This is a genomic window from Burkholderia anthina (assembly GCF_902498995.1).
Lineage (GTDB): Bacteria > Pseudomonadota > Gammaproteobacteria > Burkholderiales > Burkholderiaceae > Burkholderia > Burkholderia anthina.
The window spans coordinates 284,358-305,676 of sequence record NZ_CABVLY010000003.1 but is presented as its reverse complement, the minus strand read 5'-3'; the positions used below and the strand labels follow the sequence as shown (position 1 = coordinate 305,676).

Genomic DNA, 21,319 nt, shown 5'->3' with positions numbered 1-21,319 from the left:
ACCGGATTCGTCATCCGGCAGGCGACAGTCCGTCACGCGCGCACCGGCTTATCATCCGGTGCAATCGCGGGTATCTTCAACCCATGCTGCCCGATCCCGGCGGCTTCATCGGCATCGCGTATCAACCGGCCGTTCGTGCTGTCACGATCGCCGCCGCCCCAAAAGGAAACCGATCATGGAATTCGTACTCGACCACTCGCTCGACGACGAGACCGCCCGCGCGGTCGAACATGAAATCTGGCGCGTCGACCCTGACGCAAAGGTCGAGATCGATCGCGCCACGTCGCACGTGAAGGTCGAATCGTGGCTGTTCCCCGAGGAATTCGTCGTCGCGTTCGAGGACGCAGGCTACAGCGTCAGGATCAAAAATCACTGACGCGCACGGGCCGGCATGAACGCATGCCGGCAACCGGCACTCACTCGCCGCCCTTGAACGCCGGAAGCTGCTGCCCGAGCCGCGCGCCCATTTCGGCGCCAAGCGCCTGCAGCGCATTGAACGGGCGAATCATCACCTCGAACTCGACGATCCGGCCGTCGTCGTCGAAGCGGATCATGTCGATGCCCTTCAGCCGCCTGTCGCCGACCGTCGCGCTGAATTCGAGCACGACGCTCGTGCCGTCGTCGGCGGCGAACTGGCGATGGTATTCGAAGTTCTCGAGGATCGTGATCACCGTGCGCAGCGCCAACAGCAGCGCGGGCGCCGGCCCATACGGCTTGAATGCCATCGGCGAGCGGAACACGGCGTCCGGATGAACGATCGTGTGCAGCGCGCCGAAGTCCTTGTGTTCGATCATCGCGTGCCACGCATCGAGCGATTTCGCGACAGCGGGTTGCAGATGCGATAGGGGTTGCATGCTCAACGACTCCGGTAACGTCACGCAAAAAAATATCGAATGACGGCGGCACGCCATCAGCGTGCCGCCGCGCGCCTGATCCGGCGCGAATCACGCGTCCGGCAGGATCACCACCTTGCCCTTGACCTGCCGGTTCGCGATCCGCGCGATCGCGTCGGCCGCGCCGTCGAGCGGCACGCGCTCGGTGATCGCGGGCCGTACCTTGCCGGCCGCGAACCATTGCGCGAGCTGCCGCATGTTCGCCGCGTGCTGCGCCGGGTCGCGCCGCACCGCGTCACCCCAGAACACGCCGAGAATGTCGCGCTCCTTGAGCAGCGCGAGGTTCAGCGCGATCTTCGGAATCTCGCCGGCAGCAAAGCCGACCACGAGGAACCGGCCGCGCCATGCGGTCGCGCGCAGCGCCGCCTCGCTGTACGCGCCGCCGACCGGGTCGTAGACGACATCCGCGCCGCGCCCGCCGGTCAGTTCGTCGACGCGGCGCCGCAAGTCTTCGGTCGCATAGTCGATCGTGTCGTCGGCGCCGGCTTCGCGGCACAACGCGCGTTTCTCCGCGCTCGACGCGGCCGCGATCACGCGCGCACCCAGCGCCTTCGCGATCTCGATCGCGGCCAGCCCGACGCCGCCCGCCGCGCCCAGCACGAGCAGCGTCTCGCCCTGTTGCAGACGCGCACGCTGCTGCAGCGCATGCAGCGACGTGCCGTAAGCCAGCACGAGTGCCGCGCCCTGCTCGAACGTCATCCCCGGCGGCAGCGCCGCGATCTGGTGCACGTCGGCCACGCATTGCTCGGCGAAGCCGCCGTGGCCCGTGAATGCAACCACTTCGTCGCCGGGCCGCCACTGGCTCACACCGTCGCCGACCGCGTCGATCACGCCCGCGAATTCCGCACCGGGCGAAAACGGCAGCGCCGGCTTCACCTGATACAGCCCCTGCACGATCAGCGCATCGGGAAAATTCAGCGACGCCGCCTTCACGCGAATCCGCACCTGGCCCGCGGCCGGTTCGGGCATCGCGACATCGTCGATACGCAGGTGGTCGATCGGGCCGAATGCGCTACACAACAGGGCTTTCATGTTCTCGTCTCTCCTCGCGCGGCGTAGCCGCGCATCGATACGGCAGCGGGACGCGCCCGCGCGATCGGCGCGCGACGCGGACACAGCGGCCTGCATCGCGGCACCGTCATCCATGCATCGCGACGCTCAGAACCACGCGTCGCGCATGTCGAGCGTCGTCGTATCGACACTCGCCAGCAGATCGAGCTGCGCATCCACCTTCGGCAGCTCCCAGCGAAAGAAATAGCGCGCGGCCGCACGCTTGCCGTCGTGAAAATCGTCGTCGCGCCCGTGCGCGGCAAGCGTCACGTCGAGCCACAGCCACGCGACGACGAGATGACCGAACGCCTCGAGATAGACGCTCGCGTTCGCCAGCCGCACCTGCGGATCGCCGAGCGCGGCCAATGCACGCGTGACGTCGACGAGCCGCGCCCAGCGCTGCGCAAGTGCGTCGGCCTGCGTACGCATCTCGCCGCCTGCCGTGCGCGCACGTTCGACAGTCACACCGATGCGCTCGTCGAGCGCATGCAGCAGCGCCCCGTCGTCCTGCACGACCTTGCGGCCCAGCAGGTCGAGCGCCTGGATGCCGTGCGTGCCTTCGTGGATCGGGTTGAGACGATTGTCGCGATAGAGCCGCTCGACCGGATAGTCGCGCGTGTAGCCGTAGCCGCCATGCACCTGGATCGCGAGATCGTTGGCAGCAAGACACCACTGCGACGGCCAGCTTTTCGCGATCGGCGTCAGGATGTCGAGCAGTTGCGCAGCCTCGGCACGCACGGCCGCATCGCCGTGTGCACGCGCTTCGTCGACCAGTCGCGCGCAGTACAGGATCAGCGCGAGCCCGCCCTCGACGTACGCCTTCTGCGCGAGCAGCATGCGCCGCACGTCCGGATGCGCGACGATCGGCGCCTGCGGCGCGGCCGCGTCCTTGCCGGACGGGCCGAGCGGACGGCCCTGCGGCCGGTTGCGCGCATAGTCGAGCGCGTGCAGGTAGCCGGTGTAGCCGAGCGCCACCGCGCCCGCGCCGACGCCGATGCGCGCCTCGTTCATCATGTGGAACATGTAGGCGAGACCGTGATTCGGCTGGCCGACCAGATAGCCGATCGCACCGGCGCGCCCCTGCGGACGATGGCGCGTGCCTTCGCCGAAGTTCAGCAGACAGTTGGTCGTGCCGCGATAACCCATCTTGTGGTTCAACCCGGCGAGCACCACGTCGTTGTGCTCGCCGCGAGCGGCGCCGTCGTCGCCCGGCAGATACTTGGGGACGATGAACAGCGAAATGCCGCGCGTGCCGGGCTGCAGTTTGCCGTGCTCGTCGGGAATCTTCGCGAGCACGAGGTGAACGATGTTCTCCGCCAGTTCATGCTCGCCGCCGGAAATCCACATCTTGTTGCCGGTGATCCGGTAGCGTGGGCCGAGCGGCGCGTCGCATTCGAAATCCGCGCGCGTGACGATGTCGGACAGCGACGAGCCGGCTTGCGGTTCGGACAGGCACATCGTGCCGAAGAAGCGCCCTTCCAGCTCGGGACGCGCGAACGCATCGATCTGCTCGGCGCTGCCGTGCGCGAGCAGCAGGTTCGCGTTCGCGACGGTGAGAAACGGATACGCGGCGGTCGCGATGTTCGCGGCCTGGAAGAACAGGAACGACGCGGCTTCGACGAGCTTCGGCAAGCGCATCCCGCCGAACGCTTCGTCGTGGCCGGCCGCGATCAGGCCGGCATCCGCGAAGGCCCGCACGGCCGGCGCGACTTCGGGAATCAGGGTCACGCGCTCGCCGTCGAACCGCGGCTCCTCGCGATCGCCGCGCGCCGCATGCGGCGCGAACAGGTCGGCGGCGATTCGCTCGCTCGTGTCGAGCACCGCATCGAACGTCTCGCGGCTGTGTTCCGCATAGCGCGGCAGCGCGGCGAGCGCGCCGGCATCGAGCCAGTCGTACAGCAGGAACGCGAGATCGCGTCGCGACATCAACAGGCTCATCGCGACGCCCTCCGCGTAACCCGCATCGCCCGCGTCGCCAGCGGCCACCCATGCGCCGCCCGGTCGATCCGCGTGCGCTCGATCGATACATGCTCCATCACGTCTGTCTCCTGTCGACCAGAGTTGGCGCTTTAGCGCTTACTCTGGTCCCATGCTTCGCGGTCGACCAGAGTTGGCGCTTTAGCGCTTACTCTGGTCCCATGCTTCGCGGTCGACCAGAGTTGGCGCTATAGCGCTTGCTTTGGTCCCATGCTTCGCGCTCGGGCGGCGCGCCGGCGCCCCCCGTTGGCTCCGGTTGCCGGAACCGGATGATTGGGTCGGTGACTGCAAGTGCTGGCAGGAATTTAGCACGGTCGTTCTAAAACAACAATGCGTGAACCCGCGCATCGACCGGCGCGCCGCGCGCGCGCCGGAATCCATTGCGCGCGCCGGACCGTTGCCGTCCGGCGCACGCTCGCGCCTCAACCCGCTTTCGACTTCGAAAGCTGGTCCGCGACCGGCAGGCTGCGGATGCGCGTGCCGGTCGCCGCGAAGATCGCGTTGGTCAGCGCCGGCGCGATCGGCGGCAGGCCCGGCTCGCCCACGCCGCCGAGCGGCGTGGCGTAGTCGTCCGGCGCGACCAGGTGCACGCGTATTTCACGCGGCGCCTCGTTCATCCGGAGCACCTGGAAGCCGTTGAAATTGCTCTGCTCCGGCTGCCCGTCCTTGAACGTGATCTCGCCATGCAGCGCGAGGCCGAGCCCCATCACCACCGCACCTTCGAGCTGCGAGCGCACGCGTTCCGGGTTGACCTGCGGCCCGCAATCGATCGCGATGTCGACGCGCGGCACGACAATCGCGCCGTCCGCGCCGACCTGCACTTCGCACACGGCCGCCGTGTACGACACGAAGCTGCGGTGCGCGGCGATCCCGAGCCCGTGCCCTTTGGGCAACTTGCGTCCCCAGCCGGCTTCGCGCGCGACCGTCTCGACCACGCGCCGCAACCGCCCGGTGTCGACCGGATACAGCGCCGGGTCCTCGCCGTAGTTCACGTTCTTCACCGTGATGTGCGGCTCGAAACGTCGTGCGGGGCCGATCAGCTCGAGCAGAAAATCCTTCGGATCGCGACCGGCCGCGTGCGCGAGCTCCGATACGAAGCTCTGAATCCCGAATGCGTGCGGAATGTTGTACACCGAACGAAACCAGCCGATCCGCGTATGCGCTTGCGCGGCCGGGTTCTCGATCCGCACGTTCGGGATGGCAAACGGCAGATCCGCGATGCCTTGCGCGAGTTCGCCCGGCTGCTCGTGCACGACGCCGGCCTTGAACGTCGACTGGATCGACGGCGCGACCGTGCGATGCTGCCACGCGACCACCTTCCCCGCCGCATCGAGGCCGCCGTCGAACGCCTCCAGCGACACCGCATGGAAGTAGTCGTGCGCGATGTCGTCCTCGCGCGTGAACGTCAGCTTGACCGGCGCGCCCGCCGCCTTCGACAGCAACGCCGCTTCCACCACGTAGTCCGGCTTCGACTTGCGACCGAAGCCGCCGCCGAGCAGCGTCACGTTGACCGTCACGTGCTCGGTCGACAGGCCAAGCGCCTTCGCGATCTCGTCGCGTGTGGTCTGCGGCGCCTGCGTGCAGGTCCATACTTCGCAGCGCCCGTCGGCCACGCGCGCGACGGCGGCCGGCGGCTCCATCGTCGCGTGGGCGAGATGCGGAATGTAGTACGTTGCGCGTATCCGTTTTGCGGCGCCCGCGAGCGCCGTGGCGGCATCGCCGTCGTTGCGGATCACGTCGCCCGGCTGCGCGGCGGCCGCTTCGAGCGTCTTGCGGTATGCGGCCGAGTCGTAGCCCGCGTTCGGTCCGCGCTTCCAGTCGATCTTCAGTTGCGCGCGCGCCTGAATGGCCGTCCACGTGTCGCGCGCGACCACAGCCACGCCGCCGAGCGGCTGGAAGCCGGACGGCAGCGGCGTCGACGCAAGCTGCACGACCTTGACGACGCCCGGCAGCTTCTCGGCGGCCGACGCATCGAACGACGCAACCGTATCGCCATACGCCGGCGGGCGCGCAACGACCGCGTACAGCATGCCGTCGAGCCGCGTGTCGATGCCGTAGTGCGCGCGGCCGCCGACGATGTCGCGGCCGTCGATCAATGCCGTCTCGCCCTTGCCGATGTAGCGGAATTCGGCCGGTGCCTTCAACGGCACGATTTTCGGATCGGGCACCGGCAGCGCGGCGGCTTTCGCGGCCAGTTCGCCGAAACCCAGTTTGCGCCCGCTCTTCGTATCGACGACCTCGTGCACCGTCGCCTTCACCTGACGCGCGTCGACGCCCCACGTCGCCGCGGCAGCCTGCTCGAGCATCGCACGCGCCGCCGCGCCCGCGCGGCGCAGCGCGGCGAAACTCTGACGCAGGCTGCGCGAACCGTCGGTGTTCTGATTGCCGTAGCGCGGCTCGTCGCCGACTGCCTGCGCGACCTTCACGCGCGCCCAGTCGGCACCCAGTTCATCGGCGACCACGAGCGCGACGCTCGTGCGCACGCCCTGCCCCATCTCGGAGCGGATGCAGGCTACCGTCACCGTGCCGTCCGGTGCGATCGCAACGAACAGGTGCGGATCGTCGCGCAATCCGTGCGGCATGCCCGCGCCGCCGTACTGCGGATTCGGGCTGACCGGCGGCTGAACCGGCGCGGCCGCATGCGCGAGCGACGGCACGCCGAATGCGAGCAGCAGCCCGCCGGATGCGAAGCCGAGCAGCAACGCGCGGCGGCTTTCGTTGTGAACCGAGAGTTCCGGCGCGTTCATGCGGCACCTCCACGGCGCACCGCCAGCCGGATCGCCGCGCGGATCCGCGTATAGGTGCCGCAGCGGCAGATGTTGCCGGACATCGCGTCGTCGATGTCGGCGTCGCTCGGATGAGGATTCGCTTTCAGCAGCGACGCGGCCTGCATGATCTGGCCGGACTGACAGTAGCCGCATTGCGCGACGTTCAGTTCCTGCCACGCTTGCTGCACCGGATGGGTGAGATCGGTCGACAATCCTTCGATCGTCGTCACGCGCTTGCCGGACGCGGCCGCGACCGGCGTGATGCACGAGCGGATCGCCACGCCGTCGAGGTGCACCGTACACGCGCCGCACAGCGCCATCCCGCAGCCGAACTTGGTGCCCGTGTGGCCGAGCACGTCGCGCAGATACCAGAGCAACGGCATGTCGGGATTGCCGTCGAAATGCTGTTCGCTACCGTTGACGGTCAGCGTGATCATCGTTCACCTCCTGTTTGCGGCGCCGCGTCGCGCGGGCGTCGGGTGGGGATTTGAACGGCGCCGGGCACATTCCGAACGACCAGGGGGGCCTGACGCCGTTTCGTTTCTCGATCGTGAAGGCTGACGACCCGATCGGGGCGATGCCGTGAACGGATTCCGCCATCCGGTTGCCGGTGCAACGGTTCGGCGCAATGCCGGCAGATTGCGCGGCGCGTTCGCGTGGATCGCCGATCGCATTATCAGACGAATTCAGGTTTGTCGTCCGGTCGGGAGGATTCGGGGGTGGGCGATCAGCCTCGCGCCCGTCCGTCTCGTTCTCCGGACAGTGCGTCCCATCGCCCAAGACCAAGAACACGCTTCTTGTCCCGGGTCGCGTCGCGAACCGCGTTCTGCACTGCAGCACGCCCACGCCGCCGCGCACGCAGCAGCTACTGACCGGAATACACCGACCGCAGCGTGAGGACAGTGCGGGCAGCGAGAACAGGAACCGTTGCCCGGATGCGCAGCCCGTAGCAGCGCCGGTCGCCGGGCAACGCTACGAAGAATCGCGAACGAACCTGGTTCCTTGGCTATCAGCGTATGCTTCAAACACAAGGTTTCGAGCAGACCCCAAACCTCGCGTCAGCCGCTCGGAAACACAATCCGGTACAGGTCCTCGCCAAAGCTTGTATCAAGCGGTTCGCCGTCAACGATGCGATAGGTCCGACCGCCCTCGTCAGTCCGTTCCGCACGTAAAAATAATGCACGTGCGCCGCGCGATTCATACAGCCCGTTCGATAGCGCGTACATATGCGTGACGAACAGCACCCTGATGCGCTTATCGAGCAGTGCTCCGACAATCTGCCCAGCGACTTCCGCCCCCTCGCGCTCGTTCGTGGAGGCAAAGGATTCGTTGAAAAACACGATGCTGTCCGTCTCCACCTGATCGATAATCGCGCTGATCCTGCGCAGTTCCTCGTCGAATTTCCCGCTCGTCATCGACTCGTCCTCCTCGCGCTTGAAATGCGTGAAGACGCGTCTGGCAACGCTGGACGAGAATTGTTCGGCGAGCACCATCATCCCCGCCTGCATCATCAACTGCGCCGTCGCGATACTGCGCAGGAACGTCGACTTTCCGCCTTCGTTTGCGCCCGTGACAACCACCAGGTCGCGATCGTTTGCGTGCAGGTCATTGGGAACGACATCGCGGTCGGCCCGCAGCGCCAGGCACACCTCACGCAATCCCCGGGCGTCGAGACGATGCGTATCGGCCGGCGCCACGTCCGGCATGCACATCGAATACCCCCGCTCCAGCAACTGGTCATGCAGGTTGATGCACCCGATGTAAAACGCCAGCTCGCAACGCAGCATGTTGAAGAAATCGAGCACATGCTCCGCCGATTGATTCAATGCGCGCGCAACCAGATCCATGCCCTTTGCTTCCAGTTCCGACAGCGCCTGTGCGCCGGCCTCGTCGCGCTCCGGGATCTGGAAGCCATACGATTCCCGACGTTGCCTGAACATGCGCCGGGTAAAACCCAGATCGTCATCGGCCGACTTCCTGAGCGTGTAGGCCCGGCCCTTGTTTCCCGGCCCGAGGCGAGCGCTGATCAGCAGTCCCCTGCGGAACTTCAGCGTCTTCAGATGTCGAGCGACCAGCTCGAAGTAGTCGTCCGTCAGCTCGGCTTCGATCATCTCGAAGAACCGGACAAACCCGGCCGACCGGAAATCCGCCGAATGCCTGTCGGCGATTTCGCGCATCTTTCGCAACGTCTCGACGAACGATTCCATCAACTCGCGCGCACTGCCGAGCATCGCCGATGGATACTTCGAGTAGAAACCGAAATAGCTCTTCTTGCCGAGCTCGATAGCCTCGACGGCATGGCCGTAGAGCGATCGGACCACCACGTGACCGGACAGACAGTCGCGCAGCACGTCCTGCCGAAAGCCGATGGCATCCCGATCCGCAAGCGGATTGCCGAGCGCCGCCTGCGCCACGTCGAACAGATACGCGTCGCCGTCCGACATCGCGGAACAAAGCGTGCGCAATTCAAGATCGCGGAAAATCGCGTCGACGCAGGCATCGCGGTCCTTCCCGACGAGGAAGTCCGCCTCGCGATACATGAGATGGACTTTCATAGGCCCAGCCGCTCCGCGATCTGCTCGTAGGTCAGCCGATATCTATGTGCCAGCGAAACGGCATACGCCCTTCCGTCGGCCGGCCGGCGACGGATCCTGAAAGTCCGCGACGTATCGTCGTCGGCATTTATTTCGCTCAACATGCTGAGCGTCTGTCCGCTCAGCCGCGACAGTTCTTCTATGAATGTGACGTACACGGCCAGCGCGTCGAGCGACATGATCTTCGTCATGACCTTCTTGCTGAGGAAGATCGCGTCCTTGAGGGACGTCGAGCTGAATATCTCGTTCATGACGATCACACTGCGCGGCGTCGCTTCGTCCAGGATCCGCCTGATTCTCAGCAGATCGTCATGAAGCTTGCCGCGCAGGTTCTTCATGTCCTCTTCCCGCTCGAAATGGGCATATACCTGGTCTTGCAGGAAGAGCCGCGCATGGCTGCCTGGCACCGGCAAGCCGAGGCTGGCAAGGAAATGCAACTGACCGAACATCCTGGCGAAGGTCGTCTTGCCGCCCTGATTCGGGCCCGTGACCACCATGATGCGTTCGGCGCCTTCCAGCCGGTAATCGTTGCATACGATCGAACGCCTTTCGCGCCTGAGCTTTTCGGCGAGCGCCAGGTCGAACGATCCCGCTACCGATTCGGTCTTGTTGTCTTCCGACACCACCGGATAGCAGAACGTGACACCCTGCTCCGTGATGCGCCGCATATGCTCGAGATAGGCAATGTAGAACTGAACCTCGCGATCGAACGCGACCACGGCGGAATCGAAGAATGACGCATGCTCGCCGCAGAAGCGGGTGAGCGCGTCGAAGGCGTCGATATTCAGGCGGACGACGCAATCGAGTATCTGCGCTTCCACATGGTTCATGTTGGGATAGTCGTCGGCGCGAAAGCGGCGCTCCACCAACTCGCGCTGCCTGAATTTCTCGAAGGCGCTCAGCACTTCGGCGCTGTAGTCGGGTTCGTCGTCGTATCGACTGACGACCACGCTGTCACCGTCGATATGTATCGTGTAGTGCACCTGGTCCAGCAGCGCGCGAACGCGTGCCTCACTCGTTGCAAGCAACAGGAATGCATCCGTCAACACATAGTGGCGCACGTGGTCACGGACGCGTCGCAGCCCCGTTGAACGGAGATCAACAATTTCGAGATCGGCGGAGAGCGCCCGGACGGCGTCGCAGTAGAGATGCGCGGCTTCGAGTTGCCAGCGCCGCTTTTGCCAGGTGTGGAACAGCTTCCCCGCGCTTTGCAGGCAGGCACGCATGCTACGCATGTTCAGCGCAAATCGGTTGACGCGGTCCAGTACGGCCGGCCGCTCCAGATCGCGCATCACGTCCTGACGATAGCGGATCGTCCGCTCGTCCCGAGCGTTCCGATAGAAGAACGCCTCGAGATCATAGGCTTCCCTGCCGGCGATCACGGCGGCCACGACCTGGTCGAGGTTCAGGTCTCGGAAGCAATCCGGTTGCATGGCCTCGCCGCTGTCGACCTCGACACCCGGCCCATCGTACAAGACACTGACATCCGCCATCTTGCCTCCCGATCCACGGACGCGCGCGACAACCCGTCGCGGCTTCGCTTGCCGTTCGTACAGGTTCGACTGGAATGGCCCGGCCGCGGAACGGCGGCCGGAAAGCTGACGAGCCGGCGCTACAGCACGCATTCCAGTGTACGCAGGCGTCATCAGCCCGATCGGGCGGTTTGGGAGGATGCCATCTCCCTGCGTTTCATTCTAGTGCCGGCGTCCGCTTCCAACAACCTTCCACGCACGACCGTCGGCCACGATCAGGCTTTCGGTTCCTTGCTCGACGCGCCGACAAGGAAAGGGATCGCGAGCAACTGCGTCGCGACGCAAAAGACGACCGTGGACGTCACCGAGCGATCGTACAGCCAGCCGATTGCCGCGCTGCCGACGAACCAGCAGACGCCGTATATCGACGTGAAGAGACCGAACGCCGACGCCCTGCGCGCTGCGGAAACCATCGGCGCAACCGCAGCCGGGATGATGGATTCATGCACCCCCATCCCCATTCCCCAAAGGACCACGCCGACCAGCGCGAGCTCGAAGTTATCGGCCAGAAATGCGCAAGGGGAAAACGCCGCGCATAGCATCGTCAAGCCGATCAGGACGCGCATGCCATATCGATCGAACAGCCGTCCCAGTACGAGCGACGCACCGCCGCTCACGCCCATCGCCACGGCATAGAACACGGGAATCCAGTTGACGGGCAACGTCCCGTGCCGTGCAAAGTGGTAGGCAATCAGCGGGTAGTCGGCAAAGCCCGCCGCAACCAGCCCCGCCCCGGCCAGATAGGTCCAGAAGCGGCGCGGAAAAGCGGTCGTCGCGATCGCATCCGCTGCGTCTGCAACCGGTGCGCCGGAACCAGGAAAAACGACTCTCGCAACGGCCAGAAAACCGAGGTTGCAGGCCGCCGGGATCGCCAGCACCGCGAAAGCCTCGCGATAGCTCCCGCCGCGCGCCATCATGGCAGCCACGACGAGCGGGCCGATCATCGCGCCACACTGGTCGAAGGCTTCGTGCACACCGAATACCCAACCGTATCCCCCCACGTGCCGAGCCGCATTGGAAAGCATGACGTCCCGCGGCGGGTTCCTGATGGCCTTGCCGACCCGCTCGAGCACCACGAGAACCGCGGCCTGCTGCCAGGTGTGCGTCAAGGCCAGCGCAGGCACGACCGACATCTGCAACAGATAACCGACGATCGTGATGGTCCAGAACCGGCGCGACGCATCGGCCAACGTGCCTGACACCAGGCGCAGGCCGTAGCCGAGCAGCTCGCCGAGCCCCATGACCACGCCGATGATCGTGGCGGTTGCGCCGGCCTGTGCGAGAAACGGGCCGAGTATCCCCCTCGCGCCCTCGTACGTGCAGTCCGCAAAGAAACTCAGGATACCGATGAGAACGACAAAGCGCATGGCCTGCCGCGCAGACGTCCCCTTGCCCGAAACGGTCGGCCGCGCGCCCACGCCCTACTCCACGCCCACCAGAGCCGGATGCATCCTGATATGCAGCATGACCATCCAGCGTCGCGGACAGCTATCGAGAATCGCGACGATTCGCGGTGGCTGACCGGCGAACTTGAGATATTCATGCTCGACAGCGTACCTGTACGCGCGCGCTATGTCGGCTCGGAACCAGACGAGAAACAGGACGGCGGTGACCAGGCCAAAAGCCGCAAGCGACGCCAGTTCCAAAGGTGAATAGCTTCGCGGAATGATCGACATGACGAGCATCGTCAGCAGCTCGGCAACCAGGATTGCGATGAGTGCCACGATCGCCTCGGCTTGCAGTTTGGTGCGGACTGCGACTCCTTTTTTCAAGCGCCCCTCCATGCAGTCTGGAATCGACCGGGCGCGGCATGTTCCCCCTGCCGCTGCCGGTATCGGTCTCATGCGATCAACGACGACTGGTCATGATTTCCTGCCGCTTCGCATGGCATGAAAATGGCCCTGACGTTTTGCAGACCGCTCCCGTGCGCTTGCCAGAAGTCCCTCAGCTTGTGCTCCCGATCGATCAGTTCGATGCAGTGAGGAAACCTGTGATGAACATGTTCGGCGTGACCGTGGTGAAGCCGATCGCCGCCGAGATAGCCGGCATGGACGCGATGCAGAACGGCCTGCTCGATGCCCGCGCGTTTCGCATGACGCAGGAGATGATGCGCAAGACTCGGGCGCGAAATGCGATGCCACAGGCGTGTCGGATGCGCTTTGGCGGAGTGGTGAAAATACAAGCGAAGTGCCGTGAGTTTGGTCATTTCAGCGCTATCAAGAAAGAGTGATCGGTCATGCTTCGGGTGAAACCGCCGGCGCGCTGCGGCGAACGCGTCGTAGCGCGGGAATGTCGGCCAGCCGCATGCCGTTCGGCAGGAGCGGGTGCTTCGCATGGTCGACACGCTGCGCGCGATAAATACCCGTGTGACCGGAAAACAGGTACGCGACGACGCACGCGATCGCCGCATATACCCCGATATCGGCGCCGAACAATTCGATCGCCATGACGGTCGACGCGATGGGTGTATTGGCCGCGCCGGCAAACACCGCGACAAACCCGAGGCCGGCGAGAACCGGGACAGGCAGCGCCAGCACATGCCCCAACGCATTCCCGAGGGTCGCACCGATATAGAAAAGCGGCGTGACCTCTCCGCCCTTGAAGCCGGATGCGAGCGTCACGACGGTAAAGCCGAACTTGCCCGCGAAGTCATAGAACGGAAGCGAACCATGAAACGACGCCTCGATGGTCGGGATCCCCAGTCCGAGATACTGCGGCACGTTCAGCACGGTTGCCGCGACAACGACAATGACGCCGCCGGTGAACGCACGCATGGGCGCATAGCCGATCCTGCGCTTCAGGAATGCGGACAGTGCATGAGTCGAGTCGGCAAACAACATGCCGACGACACCGAATGCCACGCCGGCGATCAGCACGGAGCCCAGTCCCAGCGCATTCAGATGCGGCACGAACGGGATCGCGTAGACGGTGTGATGGATGCCCCACATCCGGCAGGCTTCGTCGGCGACCACGCTGGAGATCACGCAAGTCAGGAGTGCGTCGTATCGGATTCGGCCGATCGCCAGTACTTCCAGCCCGAAAATGGCGCCTGCGAGCGGCGTGCCGAATACCGACGAGAAACCGGCCGCGATTCCGCCCATCAGCAGAATGCGCCGATCGTCGCGATCGAGCTTCAGCGCACGCGTGATCTGATCCGCGATGGCGCCGCCCATCTGCACGGCGGTGCCTTCGCGCCCGGCCGATCCGCCGAACAGATGCGTGACGACCGTTGCTATGAGAACGAGCGGCGCCATGCGCTTCGGCACGATCTTCTGCGGATCGTGAATCTCGTCGATCAGCAGATTGTTCCCGCCTTCGACGGACTTCCCGACGCGGTGATACACCCAGCCGGTCGCGAAACCGGCAATGGGCAACAGCGCGAGCAGCCAGGGATGACCCAGGCGCGTCTCGGTTGCAAGATCGAGGGCGGCAAGAAAAAGCGCGGACGCCGAACCCGCCAACGCGCCCATGCCGCAAGAAATGACGAGCCATCGGCAAAGGTAGGACACCATCGCCACTTGCTCGATTGTTTTGATTCGCTTCATTTTTACCAGATTTGACAGGACATCAAACCTGGGCGACAGAACGCCGCTATACGGACGGCCTACGACCTCCTGTACCCAGGAACGCGTAGGCATCATCAGCTGGCTGACCAGCGGTTATGAGGAGGAATGCCATCTCCAGCGCGAAATTGTACGCGAGAAATCTTCCGCGGTGCAATGTCGTTGAGCGCCCTGCCGCACTGCCCCCCGGCCCGACCGGGCTGCCAGACATTGTGCAGGGCGGCTAGCGCGCTCGACTTTGATGCAACCCCGTTTCAATCCTCACGTGCCAGATGCGCCGTGTCATTGATCTGAAGGATTTTCGCGTTTCCGGCCCGGTCGATGTCGATGACATTCAGGCAGCACGGATCCTGCGCCACTCGCCAGTACGCGGACAGCGGCATGTCGAGCGCATGCAGGAGAAGAACCCGATTGATGCTATCGTGGGCGACCAGGACAACGATCTCGTCGGCATGGGCGGCCAACAGCTCGCGCAACGCGTCAGCCGTTCGGAGTGCGACAGCCTGCAACGACTCTCCGCCCGGGAACTGCATCCACTGCGGCGCCGTCTTCCACAACGCGTACTGGTCGGGAAACTGCGCGAGGGCATCCGCATGACTCTTCCACTGCCACGCCCCATAGTCGAAATCGTCGATCCCGGGTTGAACGTGCTCCGGAACCGCGCATGCGGTCGCGATCGCATGGCCCGTGTCCCGACACCGCTTCATCGGGCTCGTATAGACGGCAACCGGCTTGAAACGGGCCGCAACGGTGTCGGCCAGCAACGCCGCCTGTCGCCAGCCAAGCGGCGTGAGCTCCAGCTCGGCGCGGCCACGAAAGCGCGGTGGATCGATACCTTCCACTTGTCCGTGGCGAGTCAAAACAATTCGCATGGCCATGCTCCCAAAGAATGCGCGAGCGCGCGTCGCGTCCAGCCTCTCGCAACCGATGCCGTTCGCGAAAAATCAAAGGATGTTCGACTCCCGCATCGCCGGCGCCTCGATATAGAACCTGTCGATCACGGTCATGTCGAGGTCGAACCGATAAACCAGCGGCATGCCGTTCGGTATATCCAGGCTCATGACGTCGGCCTCGGACAACGCGTCCAGAATCTTGACCAGCGCACGCAGCCCGTTCCCGTGCCCGCAAACGATGACGCGGCACCCCGATTCGATGGCTGGCGCGAGCGTGTCGCGCCAGAAAGCCGCGACTCGACGTTCGGTATCGCACAGGGACTCGGCACGAGGGATCTCGCCGGGCGGCAATCGGCGATAGCGCCGATCGTCCATCGTCACCGACATCGGCGGCGGGCGCCCATGGTACGAGCGTCGCCAATGCTGCACGGCCTGCTCCCCGAAACGCTCGACGGCCTCCGTCTTGCGCATGCCCGTCAGGCTTCCATAGTGGCGCTCGTTCAACCGCCAGTCGTGCACGACCGGAACCCACGATTGATCGAGTTCCTCCAGCATGAGCCACAGTGTCCGGATCGACCGCTTGAGCACCGACGTATAGGCAAGGTCGAACTGCCATCGGTCGCGTGCGAGCATTCGCCCGGCCTCGCGCGCCTGCCCTTCGCCCCCGATAGTCAGGTCGATGTCCGTCCATCCCGTAAATCGACCGTCCCGGTTCCATTCGGACTCGCCATGCCGAACCAGAACCAGAAAAAGCGACGGCTCATCGTCCCGGCCGGCATCGCGGCTGCTCTCCATGCTCGCTCCCGCCCGTTCGCCTTGCGCAAGCACGCTGCGCCGGGTCACCGGACCTTCAATCCCAGTCGATTCGACATTTCCTGCAACGCGTCGCCGAGCGAACTCCCGCGGACGCGTTCGCCATTACGGGCAACGATCAGGAACTCGCCGGTGGCAAAGGAAAATATGTTGACGTAACCGAGTTGTCGCAACGTCGCTTCGCAGCGCGCCAGCTCGCCGTCGGCTTTCGCCGCCGGACGTCCACCGGGCCCCGCATCGAAGCGATCGGCGCTCGTTCCGCCAGCCGGCTCGGGAATAGGTGAATCAAACGAATCGAGTGAAACCGCATCGCACGGATGCGCGTTCATGTCGAATGGCATGCTGCCTCCTCTCGTCAGGTCGGCAAACCTTGGGAATACGACGATGATTGCAATGCCCCGGCGCCGTTCTCGCGGGGATGCGTCTCCGAGCGGCTTACCAAGGCGCGCGGCCGGAGCTGTCCCGACGACGTTCGGTCGCCCGGATGCAAACGGGGCATAGCCGGCGCTCACCGCGAACCGGAAGGCTGTATCGGAAGTGCGGCGCCCGAAAAAGTCGAAACGGGCGAAGGAGGAAGCGTACGAGGGTAGCGTTCATGATGATCCTGCTGTCGTTGATTGAGGGTGTTGTCACATCCGCAAACGCAGTAGGCATCATCAGCCGGTGTTTCGGCGGTTATGGAGAATGCCATCTCCTGATGCAAAGAATACTGCCGGGCCCCGCACCTCGCAAGCCTTGCGTCCTCGACGCCCCGACACGGAACGGTAAAACCTCGCGATCCACACCACTTGCCCCGGGCGAAGCTTCCGCGCATTCACCGCCATCGACTGCAAGTGTCCGGCCTCCCTTGACGCTGCAAGGGCCGATGATAAACTCTCGCCATGGAGATGGCATTCTCCAAAACCGCTCAAGATTGATGAGCCGATGATGCCTACAACCCGGCAGACGAGAGCGCCATTGCTTCCGGCGTGCGTCGAGGTCTAATCAAAAATGGGGCATTCGATATGTTTCAATCGGTTCTTGCGGTTGCGATCGGCGGTGCGTTGGGTTCTTTGCTGCGCTGGGTCCTCGGCCTGAGACTCAACGGTCTGTTCCCCGAGCTCCCGCTCGGTACGCTTGCAGCGAACGTCATCGCCGGCTACGTCATCGGCGTAGCCATCGCGTTCTTCTCGCGACTCCCCGAGATCCCCAGCGAATGGCGGTTGTTCGTCATCACCGGCCTGATGGGCGGCCTGTCGACTTTCTCGACCTTCTCCGCCGAAGTCGTTGCTCATCTGCAAGAAGGGCGACTGGGCTGGGCTGCCGGCGAGATCGCCATCCACGTCTCCTCGTCGCTGATCATGACGATACTGGGTATCGCCACCGTCAGCGCCGTAGCGCGGGTTGCCGTCGCCTGAGCAAATCCGAAAGGCCATTATCGAACTGCATCATGCGTCATGCCGGAACGGCCACGACGTTTCATGCATGTTTGAATTTCTGGTTGCGTCTTCAAGTACGGTAGGAATCGCGTCGTGCACCGGCGCGCCCAGCCTGGAACTTCATCGATCGGTCCGTCACCGCTTCCGCCCGGCTCACGCTACAGGAAAGCCCGACAGGCCGATGAGAGGAGATGAGTCATGTCGACAGCTCGCTCGGAAGGTCGAACCGATTCGCACCGCAACAGCAGGGCGTATCGCTTCATCGAAGCGTTACTCACGCATGCCGATGTCAAGATCGGCGGAGCCCGTCCGTGGGACATTCGCCTCCACGACGACGACGTACCCACCGACATCCTCGCCCACGGCAATCTCGGTCTGGGCGAAGCGTATATGGATGGCCGCTGGGACTGCGACCATCTCGACCAGTTCTTCGCGAGGATACTCAGGGCGAAACTCGACGAGAAGATTCATCCCGTCCACCTCGGCCTGCATGCGTTGCATGCGCGGATCATGAATCGGCAAACGATTCGCCGTGCGTGGCAAGTCGGGGAGCGGCACTACGACATCGGCAACGACTTCTATGCGGCGATGCTCGACCGCAGAATGACGTACACCTGCGGGTTCTGGTCCGGCGGCGCCCGGACGCTCGACGAGGCCCAGGAAGACAAGCTCGATCTGATATGCCGCAAGCTTCAATTGACGCCCGGCATGCGGCTTCTCGACATCGGCTGCGGCTGGGGCAGCCTGATGGGTTTCGCCGCCGAACATTATGGCGTGACATGCGTGGGCGTCACGATCTCGAAAGAGCAGGCTCAGTGGGCCAGCGAGCGATACCGGAAGCTGCCGCTCGAATTCAGGCTGCAGGACTATCGCGCCATTGACGAACGCTTCGACAGGATCGCCAGCGTCGGCATGTTCGAGCATGTCGGATCGAAAAACTACCGGACCTACATGGAGGTCGCCCATCGCTGCCTGACGGACGACGGCCTGTTTCTCCTCCATACGATCGGGAAGAATCGTCGCGGAACGACACCGGATCCGTGGATCGACCGCTATATCTTCCCGAACGGGGAATTGCCCGCGCTCGCTGAAATCGGCGATGCCGCCGGTGGACTGTTCGTGACGGAAGACCTGCAGAATTTCGGCGCCGACTACGACAGGACGCTGATGGCATGGCACGCGAACTTCGACGCGGCGTGGCCGCGCTTCGAGCCGCGACTCGGCGAGCGCTTCCACCGGATGTGGCGCTACTACCTGCTGTCGTGCGCGGGGCTGTTCCGTTCTCGCGAGACCCAGCTGTGGCAGTGGGTTTTTTCCAAACATGGTGTGGACGGCGGCTATCATCGGCCGCCAGTTCCGGCGCACTCGAGTCGCGGCCTCGACCGTTCGCGAGCCTGACCTCGACGCACCGAAACCCGACGAACACCGCAATGACGACGGCAACGCCCTGCCGCACGCGTGGCGGTTCGCGCCCCGCGGATGCCAGTGGTTTCGCTATCGGCGGACAAGCCGCCGCAAGGCGACGACGCCAACGAACATCAGGACGGCAGCCACACCGAACCCGGCAATCGGCGACACCGCAGTCCACAACACACCGACCATCCCGCTCGACAGGAACCTGGTGCAGCCGTTCACGCTACCGAGCGCTCCGTAACTGATCGCCAGCGTGTCGGAAGAAACCATGTCGGCCGTGACGGTCGATTCCAGGGTGTCCTGCACGGCGACGTAGAGTCCGGCAAGCAGGAAGACCACACCAAGCAGCGGCACGCTGGCGGCGTCGAGCCACCACAGGACGGCGATCAGCGCAGCCGTCGCGGCACCGATCAGATAGCCGCCCGCAAGGAGCCGCAACGCCCCTACCCTGTCGGCCCACACGCCGGCCGGATAGGAGGCCAGAACCTGAACGATATTTCTGCCGACATACAGCAGCCCGGCAATTTGCGCCGCGCGCACCACCCCGAACGATGGCGTGAGCAGTTGCGTCGCGGCAAGAATGAGCAAGCTGTGCGAGAAATCTCCAAGGCCGAACACACCGACCGCGCCCAGGTATTGCTTGAATCGCGCGGGAAGCGCGCGGAGAGCCCCCCAGAACCGTCGACCGGGATTGGGCGACTGCTCCGGATCGTCCACCATCGCGAGAAAAGCAAGCACTGCAAGTACGCCAGGCAAGATCGATAGCCAAAGCACGAGCCGAAACGGGCCGGCGGGATCGCTGCGGTGAACGGACTGCGCCCACTCCAGCACGGCGACGCCGAGAAGCGGCCCGAGCACCGCGCCGATCGTGTCCATCGCACGATGAAACCCAAACGCCCGCCCGCGCGTTTCGGCACTGACGGCCTGAATGACGATCGCATCTCGCAGCGGCCCGCGCAATCCCTTGCCGAACCACGACACCAGGCGCCCCAGCAAAAGCAGCGGCCAGCCAGTCGCCAGCGCGATGAATATCTGACCGACCGGCGTCAGCGCATAACCCGCGAGCACCAGCCGCTTGCGATGGCCGAGCTTGTCCGCGAGGTATCCGGACACCATCTTGGTAAAACTCGCGACGGCGTCGGCCAACCCCTCGATGACACCCAGTGCGGCCGCCGGCACGCCCAGTATGGCGAGAAACCCCGGCAGGATGACCGTGGTCGTCTCGTAGCAAAAGTCGCCCAGCGCGCTCGTCACGCCGGCCCCGGCGACGGTTCGATTCAGCCAGTGCCGGGAATCGGCCAGAGACGCCGGCGTTGCAGCTTCCTGATTGTCGGACATGGACGCTCTCTCCTGAAACGCATCCCGCGGATGCAAACGCAAACGTGCTGCCAGTGTGGGGGGAATCATGACAAGCGCTCGTCCGGCCGCGCGGACGCATCGAGTTGCAGCAGAACCGGATAGTGATCCGATGCGTGTTCGGTTTCCGGCATACGCAACACTTCGTAGCGTCGTGCCCGTTCGGCCAGCGCCGGCGACGCGAACAGGTAATCGCATCGCATGGTGGCGAACTCGGTATCGCGATAGCCGGCGGCGGGAACCGTCGGAATGCCGTTGCCGTGCAGCCGGCGTCCTAGATCGACCAGGCCCGCGGCCTCCAGGCGCGCGATTACGCTACGGTCGATACCCGCGAGATCGTCCGCCAGATAGCGCGCTCGATGATGCCGCGCGAGTGTGCTCCAGTCGGCAGGTTCGGGATCGTGAGGCGAAGCCGCGTTGAAGTCGCCGCCGATCAACGTCAATGCGTCCGGCGCCGCGAGCGCCGACAGATACGCGGCTTCGAACCGCCTGACCTGCGGCCCGTTGGGCGACAAGTGTGTCGATACGAACGTGATCGGCACCGCACTGCCCGGTACCTCGACCTTCAGCATCGCCGTCGCATGATGAAAATGCGTGTTGTCCACTTCGAACGACAATGCGCGCAGCGGCGCGCGAATGAAAATCGCGACATTCTGTCCCGTGCGCGGTGCCACGCCAAGAAAGCCGCGCATCGAAATACGGCGTTCCCACTCATGCAGTCGCGCATGCCCGTTCGCATCGAGCCCCTTCGCTTCCTGCATCAGAAATACGTCGGGACGCAGTACGTCGATCAACCCGGTCTGCAGTTCGAAGCGCCGATCGTCGTCACCGTCCATGCCGGCAAACAACGTGTTGTAGGTCAGAACAGAAACATTCATTTCGGATTCCTTTTTATTTGACCGGCGTGCGACATCGGCCGTCATCCTGCTGATTCATCGTTCATCCGGCCTCACCCATCGCCGTGGGTCCCGAACGGTCTCGCATCGGCCGCTTTCCTTTCGATACCCGGCGAGCCATGCAGATTCCGCCATGCACGATCGGGTTCGCGT

The 21,319-nt window shown here is 64.4% G+C and carries 19 protein-coding genes and 4 riboswitches; of the genes, 3 read left to right on the top strand and 16 right to left on the bottom strand.

The features are described from left to right. The first annotated feature begins 175 nt into the window (after nucleotides 1-175). The gene (locus BME24068_RS06565; RefSeq protein ID WP_096502565.1) at nucleotides 176-376 is read left to right on the top strand and encodes a hypothetical protein; all 201 of its coding nucleotides are present in this window, start codon (nucleotides 176-178) and stop codon (nucleotides 374-376) included. Nucleotides 377-416: 40 nt separating this feature from the next. On the opposite strand, the gene BME24068_RS06560 is transcribed toward BME24068_RS06565, so the two are convergent. The 14 genes from BME24068_RS06560 to BME24068_RS06495 all read right to left on the bottom strand — a co-directional run bounded on the left by BME24068_RS06560 (nucleotide 417) and on the right by BME24068_RS06495 (nucleotide 16,424). After that, on the bottom strand, nucleotides 417-854 hold the full coding sequence (locus tag BME24068_RS06560; RefSeq protein ID WP_420887531.1) for a nuclear transport factor 2 family protein: 438 nt from the start codon (nucleotides 852-854) through the stop codon (nucleotides 417-419). 90 nt (nucleotides 855-944) lie between these two features. After that, on the bottom strand, nucleotides 945-1,925 hold the full coding sequence (locus BME24068_RS06555) for an NADPH:quinone oxidoreductase family protein (protein ID WP_096502950.1): 981 nt from the start codon (nucleotides 1,923-1,925) through the stop codon (nucleotides 945-947). Between the two features lie 126 nt (nucleotides 1,926-2,051). Next, nucleotides 2,052-3,881, bottom strand: coding sequence for an acyl-CoA dehydrogenase (locus tag BME24068_RS06550; protein ID WP_174925590.1), 1,830 nt, complete (start codon nucleotides 3,879-3,881; stop codon nucleotides 2,052-2,054). Between the two features lie 461 nt (nucleotides 3,882-4,342). Beyond that, nucleotides 4,343-6,667, bottom strand: coding sequence for a xanthine dehydrogenase family protein molybdopterin-binding subunit (locus BME24068_RS06545; protein ID WP_174925512.1), 2,325 nt, complete (start codon nucleotides 6,665-6,667; stop codon nucleotides 4,343-4,345). Next, nucleotides 6,664-7,125: a (2Fe-2S)-binding protein gene (locus BME24068_RS06540; protein ID WP_096502571.1), complete on the bottom strand. Its 462-nt coding sequence runs from the start codon at nucleotides 7,123-7,125 to the stop codon at nucleotides 6,664-6,666. The genes BME24068_RS06545 and BME24068_RS06540 overlap by 4 nt, the downstream gene beginning before the upstream one ends. A gap of 621 nt (nucleotides 7,126-7,746) precedes the next feature. Beyond that, nucleotides 7,747-9,243 carry a MutS-related protein gene (locus BME24068_RS06535; RefSeq protein ID WP_174925511.1) on the bottom strand — a complete coding sequence of 499 codons (1,497 nt, stop codon included), beginning with the start codon at nucleotides 9,241-9,243 and terminating at the stop codon, nucleotides 7,747-7,749. Beyond that, nucleotides 9,240-10,928: a MutS-related protein gene (locus tag BME24068_RS06530; protein ID WP_203368145.1), complete on the bottom strand. Its 1,689-nt coding sequence runs from the start codon at nucleotides 10,926-10,928 to the stop codon at nucleotides 9,240-9,242. The genes BME24068_RS06535 and BME24068_RS06530 overlap by 4 nt, the downstream gene beginning before the upstream one ends. Then, a riboswitch (Fluoride riboswitch) is annotated at nucleotides 10,912-10,973 on the bottom strand. (Overlaps the previous gene by 17 nt.) A 56-nt stretch (nucleotides 10,974-11,029) precedes the next feature. Further along, the gene (locus BME24068_RS06525; protein WP_244110678.1) at nucleotides 11,030-12,232 is read right to left on the bottom strand and encodes an MFS transporter; all 1,203 of its coding nucleotides are present in this window, start codon (nucleotides 12,230-12,232) and stop codon (nucleotides 11,030-11,032) included. 3 nt (nucleotides 12,233-12,235) lie between these two features. Then, complete coding sequence (locus tag BME24068_RS06520) at nucleotides 12,236-12,586, bottom strand: hypothetical protein (RefSeq protein WP_143331652.1); 351 nt, start codon at nucleotides 12,584-12,586, stop codon at nucleotides 12,236-12,238. Nucleotides 12,587-12,654: 68 nt separating this feature from the next. Next, nucleotides 12,655-13,020, bottom strand: a complete 366-nt coding sequence (locus tag BME24068_RS35475; RefSeq protein ID WP_162826231.1) for a DUF190 domain-containing protein — start codon at nucleotides 13,018-13,020, stop codon at nucleotides 12,655-12,657. Nucleotides 13,021-13,048: 28 nt separating this feature from the next. After that, the gene (locus BME24068_RS06510) at nucleotides 13,049-14,359 is read right to left on the bottom strand and encodes a voltage-gated chloride channel family protein (protein ID WP_096502583.1); all 1,311 of its coding nucleotides are present in this window, start codon (nucleotides 14,357-14,359) and stop codon (nucleotides 13,049-13,051) included. Between the two features lie 79 nt (nucleotides 14,360-14,438). Further along, a riboswitch (Fluoride riboswitch) is annotated at nucleotides 14,439-14,505 on the bottom strand. 126 nt (nucleotides 14,506-14,631) lie between these two features. After that, nucleotides 14,632-15,249 carry a histidine phosphatase family protein gene (locus BME24068_RS06505; protein ID WP_174925510.1) on the bottom strand — a complete coding sequence of 206 codons (618 nt, stop codon included), beginning with the start codon at nucleotides 15,247-15,249 and terminating at the stop codon, nucleotides 14,632-14,634. Nucleotides 15,250-15,321: 72 nt separating this feature from the next. Continuing rightward, on the bottom strand, nucleotides 15,322-16,065 hold the full coding sequence (locus BME24068_RS06500) for a 2,3-bisphosphoglycerate-dependent phosphoglycerate mutase (RefSeq protein WP_096502956.1): 744 nt from the start codon (nucleotides 16,063-16,065) through the stop codon (nucleotides 15,322-15,324). Between the two features lie 44 nt (nucleotides 16,066-16,109). Then, the gene (locus BME24068_RS06495) at nucleotides 16,110-16,424 is read right to left on the bottom strand and encodes a hypothetical protein (protein ID WP_174925509.1); all 315 of its coding nucleotides are present in this window, start codon (nucleotides 16,422-16,424) and stop codon (nucleotides 16,110-16,112) included. 299 nt (nucleotides 16,425-16,723) lie between these two features. Continuing rightward, nucleotides 16,724-16,787: riboswitch (Fluoride riboswitch) on the bottom strand. 170 nt (nucleotides 16,788-16,957) lie between these two features. Further along, nucleotides 16,958-17,024: riboswitch (Fluoride riboswitch) on the top strand. A gap of 63 nt (nucleotides 17,025-17,087) precedes the next feature. Here BME24068_RS06495 and crcB point away from each other — a divergent pair. Together crcB and cfa are read left to right on the top strand one after the other, a co-directional pair. Then, nucleotides 17,088-17,480 carry a fluoride efflux transporter CrcB gene (gene crcB / locus BME24068_RS06490; RefSeq protein ID WP_096502587.1) on the top strand — a complete coding sequence of 131 codons (393 nt, stop codon included), beginning with the start codon at nucleotides 17,088-17,090 and terminating at the stop codon, nucleotides 17,478-17,480. Nucleotides 17,481-17,699: 219 nt separating this feature from the next. Beyond that, complete coding sequence (gene cfa / locus BME24068_RS06485; protein WP_174925508.1) at nucleotides 17,700-18,899, top strand: cyclopropane fatty acyl phospholipid synthase; 1,200 nt, start codon at nucleotides 17,700-17,702, stop codon at nucleotides 18,897-18,899. Nucleotides 18,900-18,995: 96 nt separating this feature from the next. Here the strand turns inward: cfa and BME24068_RS06480 are convergent, their stop codons facing one another. Both BME24068_RS06480 and BME24068_RS06475 read right to left on the bottom strand, forming a co-directional pair. Continuing rightward, nucleotides 18,996-20,252 carry an MFS transporter gene (locus tag BME24068_RS06480; RefSeq protein WP_174925507.1) on the bottom strand — a complete coding sequence of 419 codons (1,257 nt, stop codon included), beginning with the start codon at nucleotides 20,250-20,252 and terminating at the stop codon, nucleotides 18,996-18,998. A gap of 65 nt (nucleotides 20,253-20,317) precedes the next feature. Next, the gene (locus BME24068_RS06475; protein WP_174925506.1) at nucleotides 20,318-21,148 is read right to left on the bottom strand and encodes an endonuclease/exonuclease/phosphatase family protein; all 831 of its coding nucleotides are present in this window, start codon (nucleotides 21,146-21,148) and stop codon (nucleotides 20,318-20,320) included. Nucleotides 21,149-21,319 lie beyond the last annotated feature (171 nt).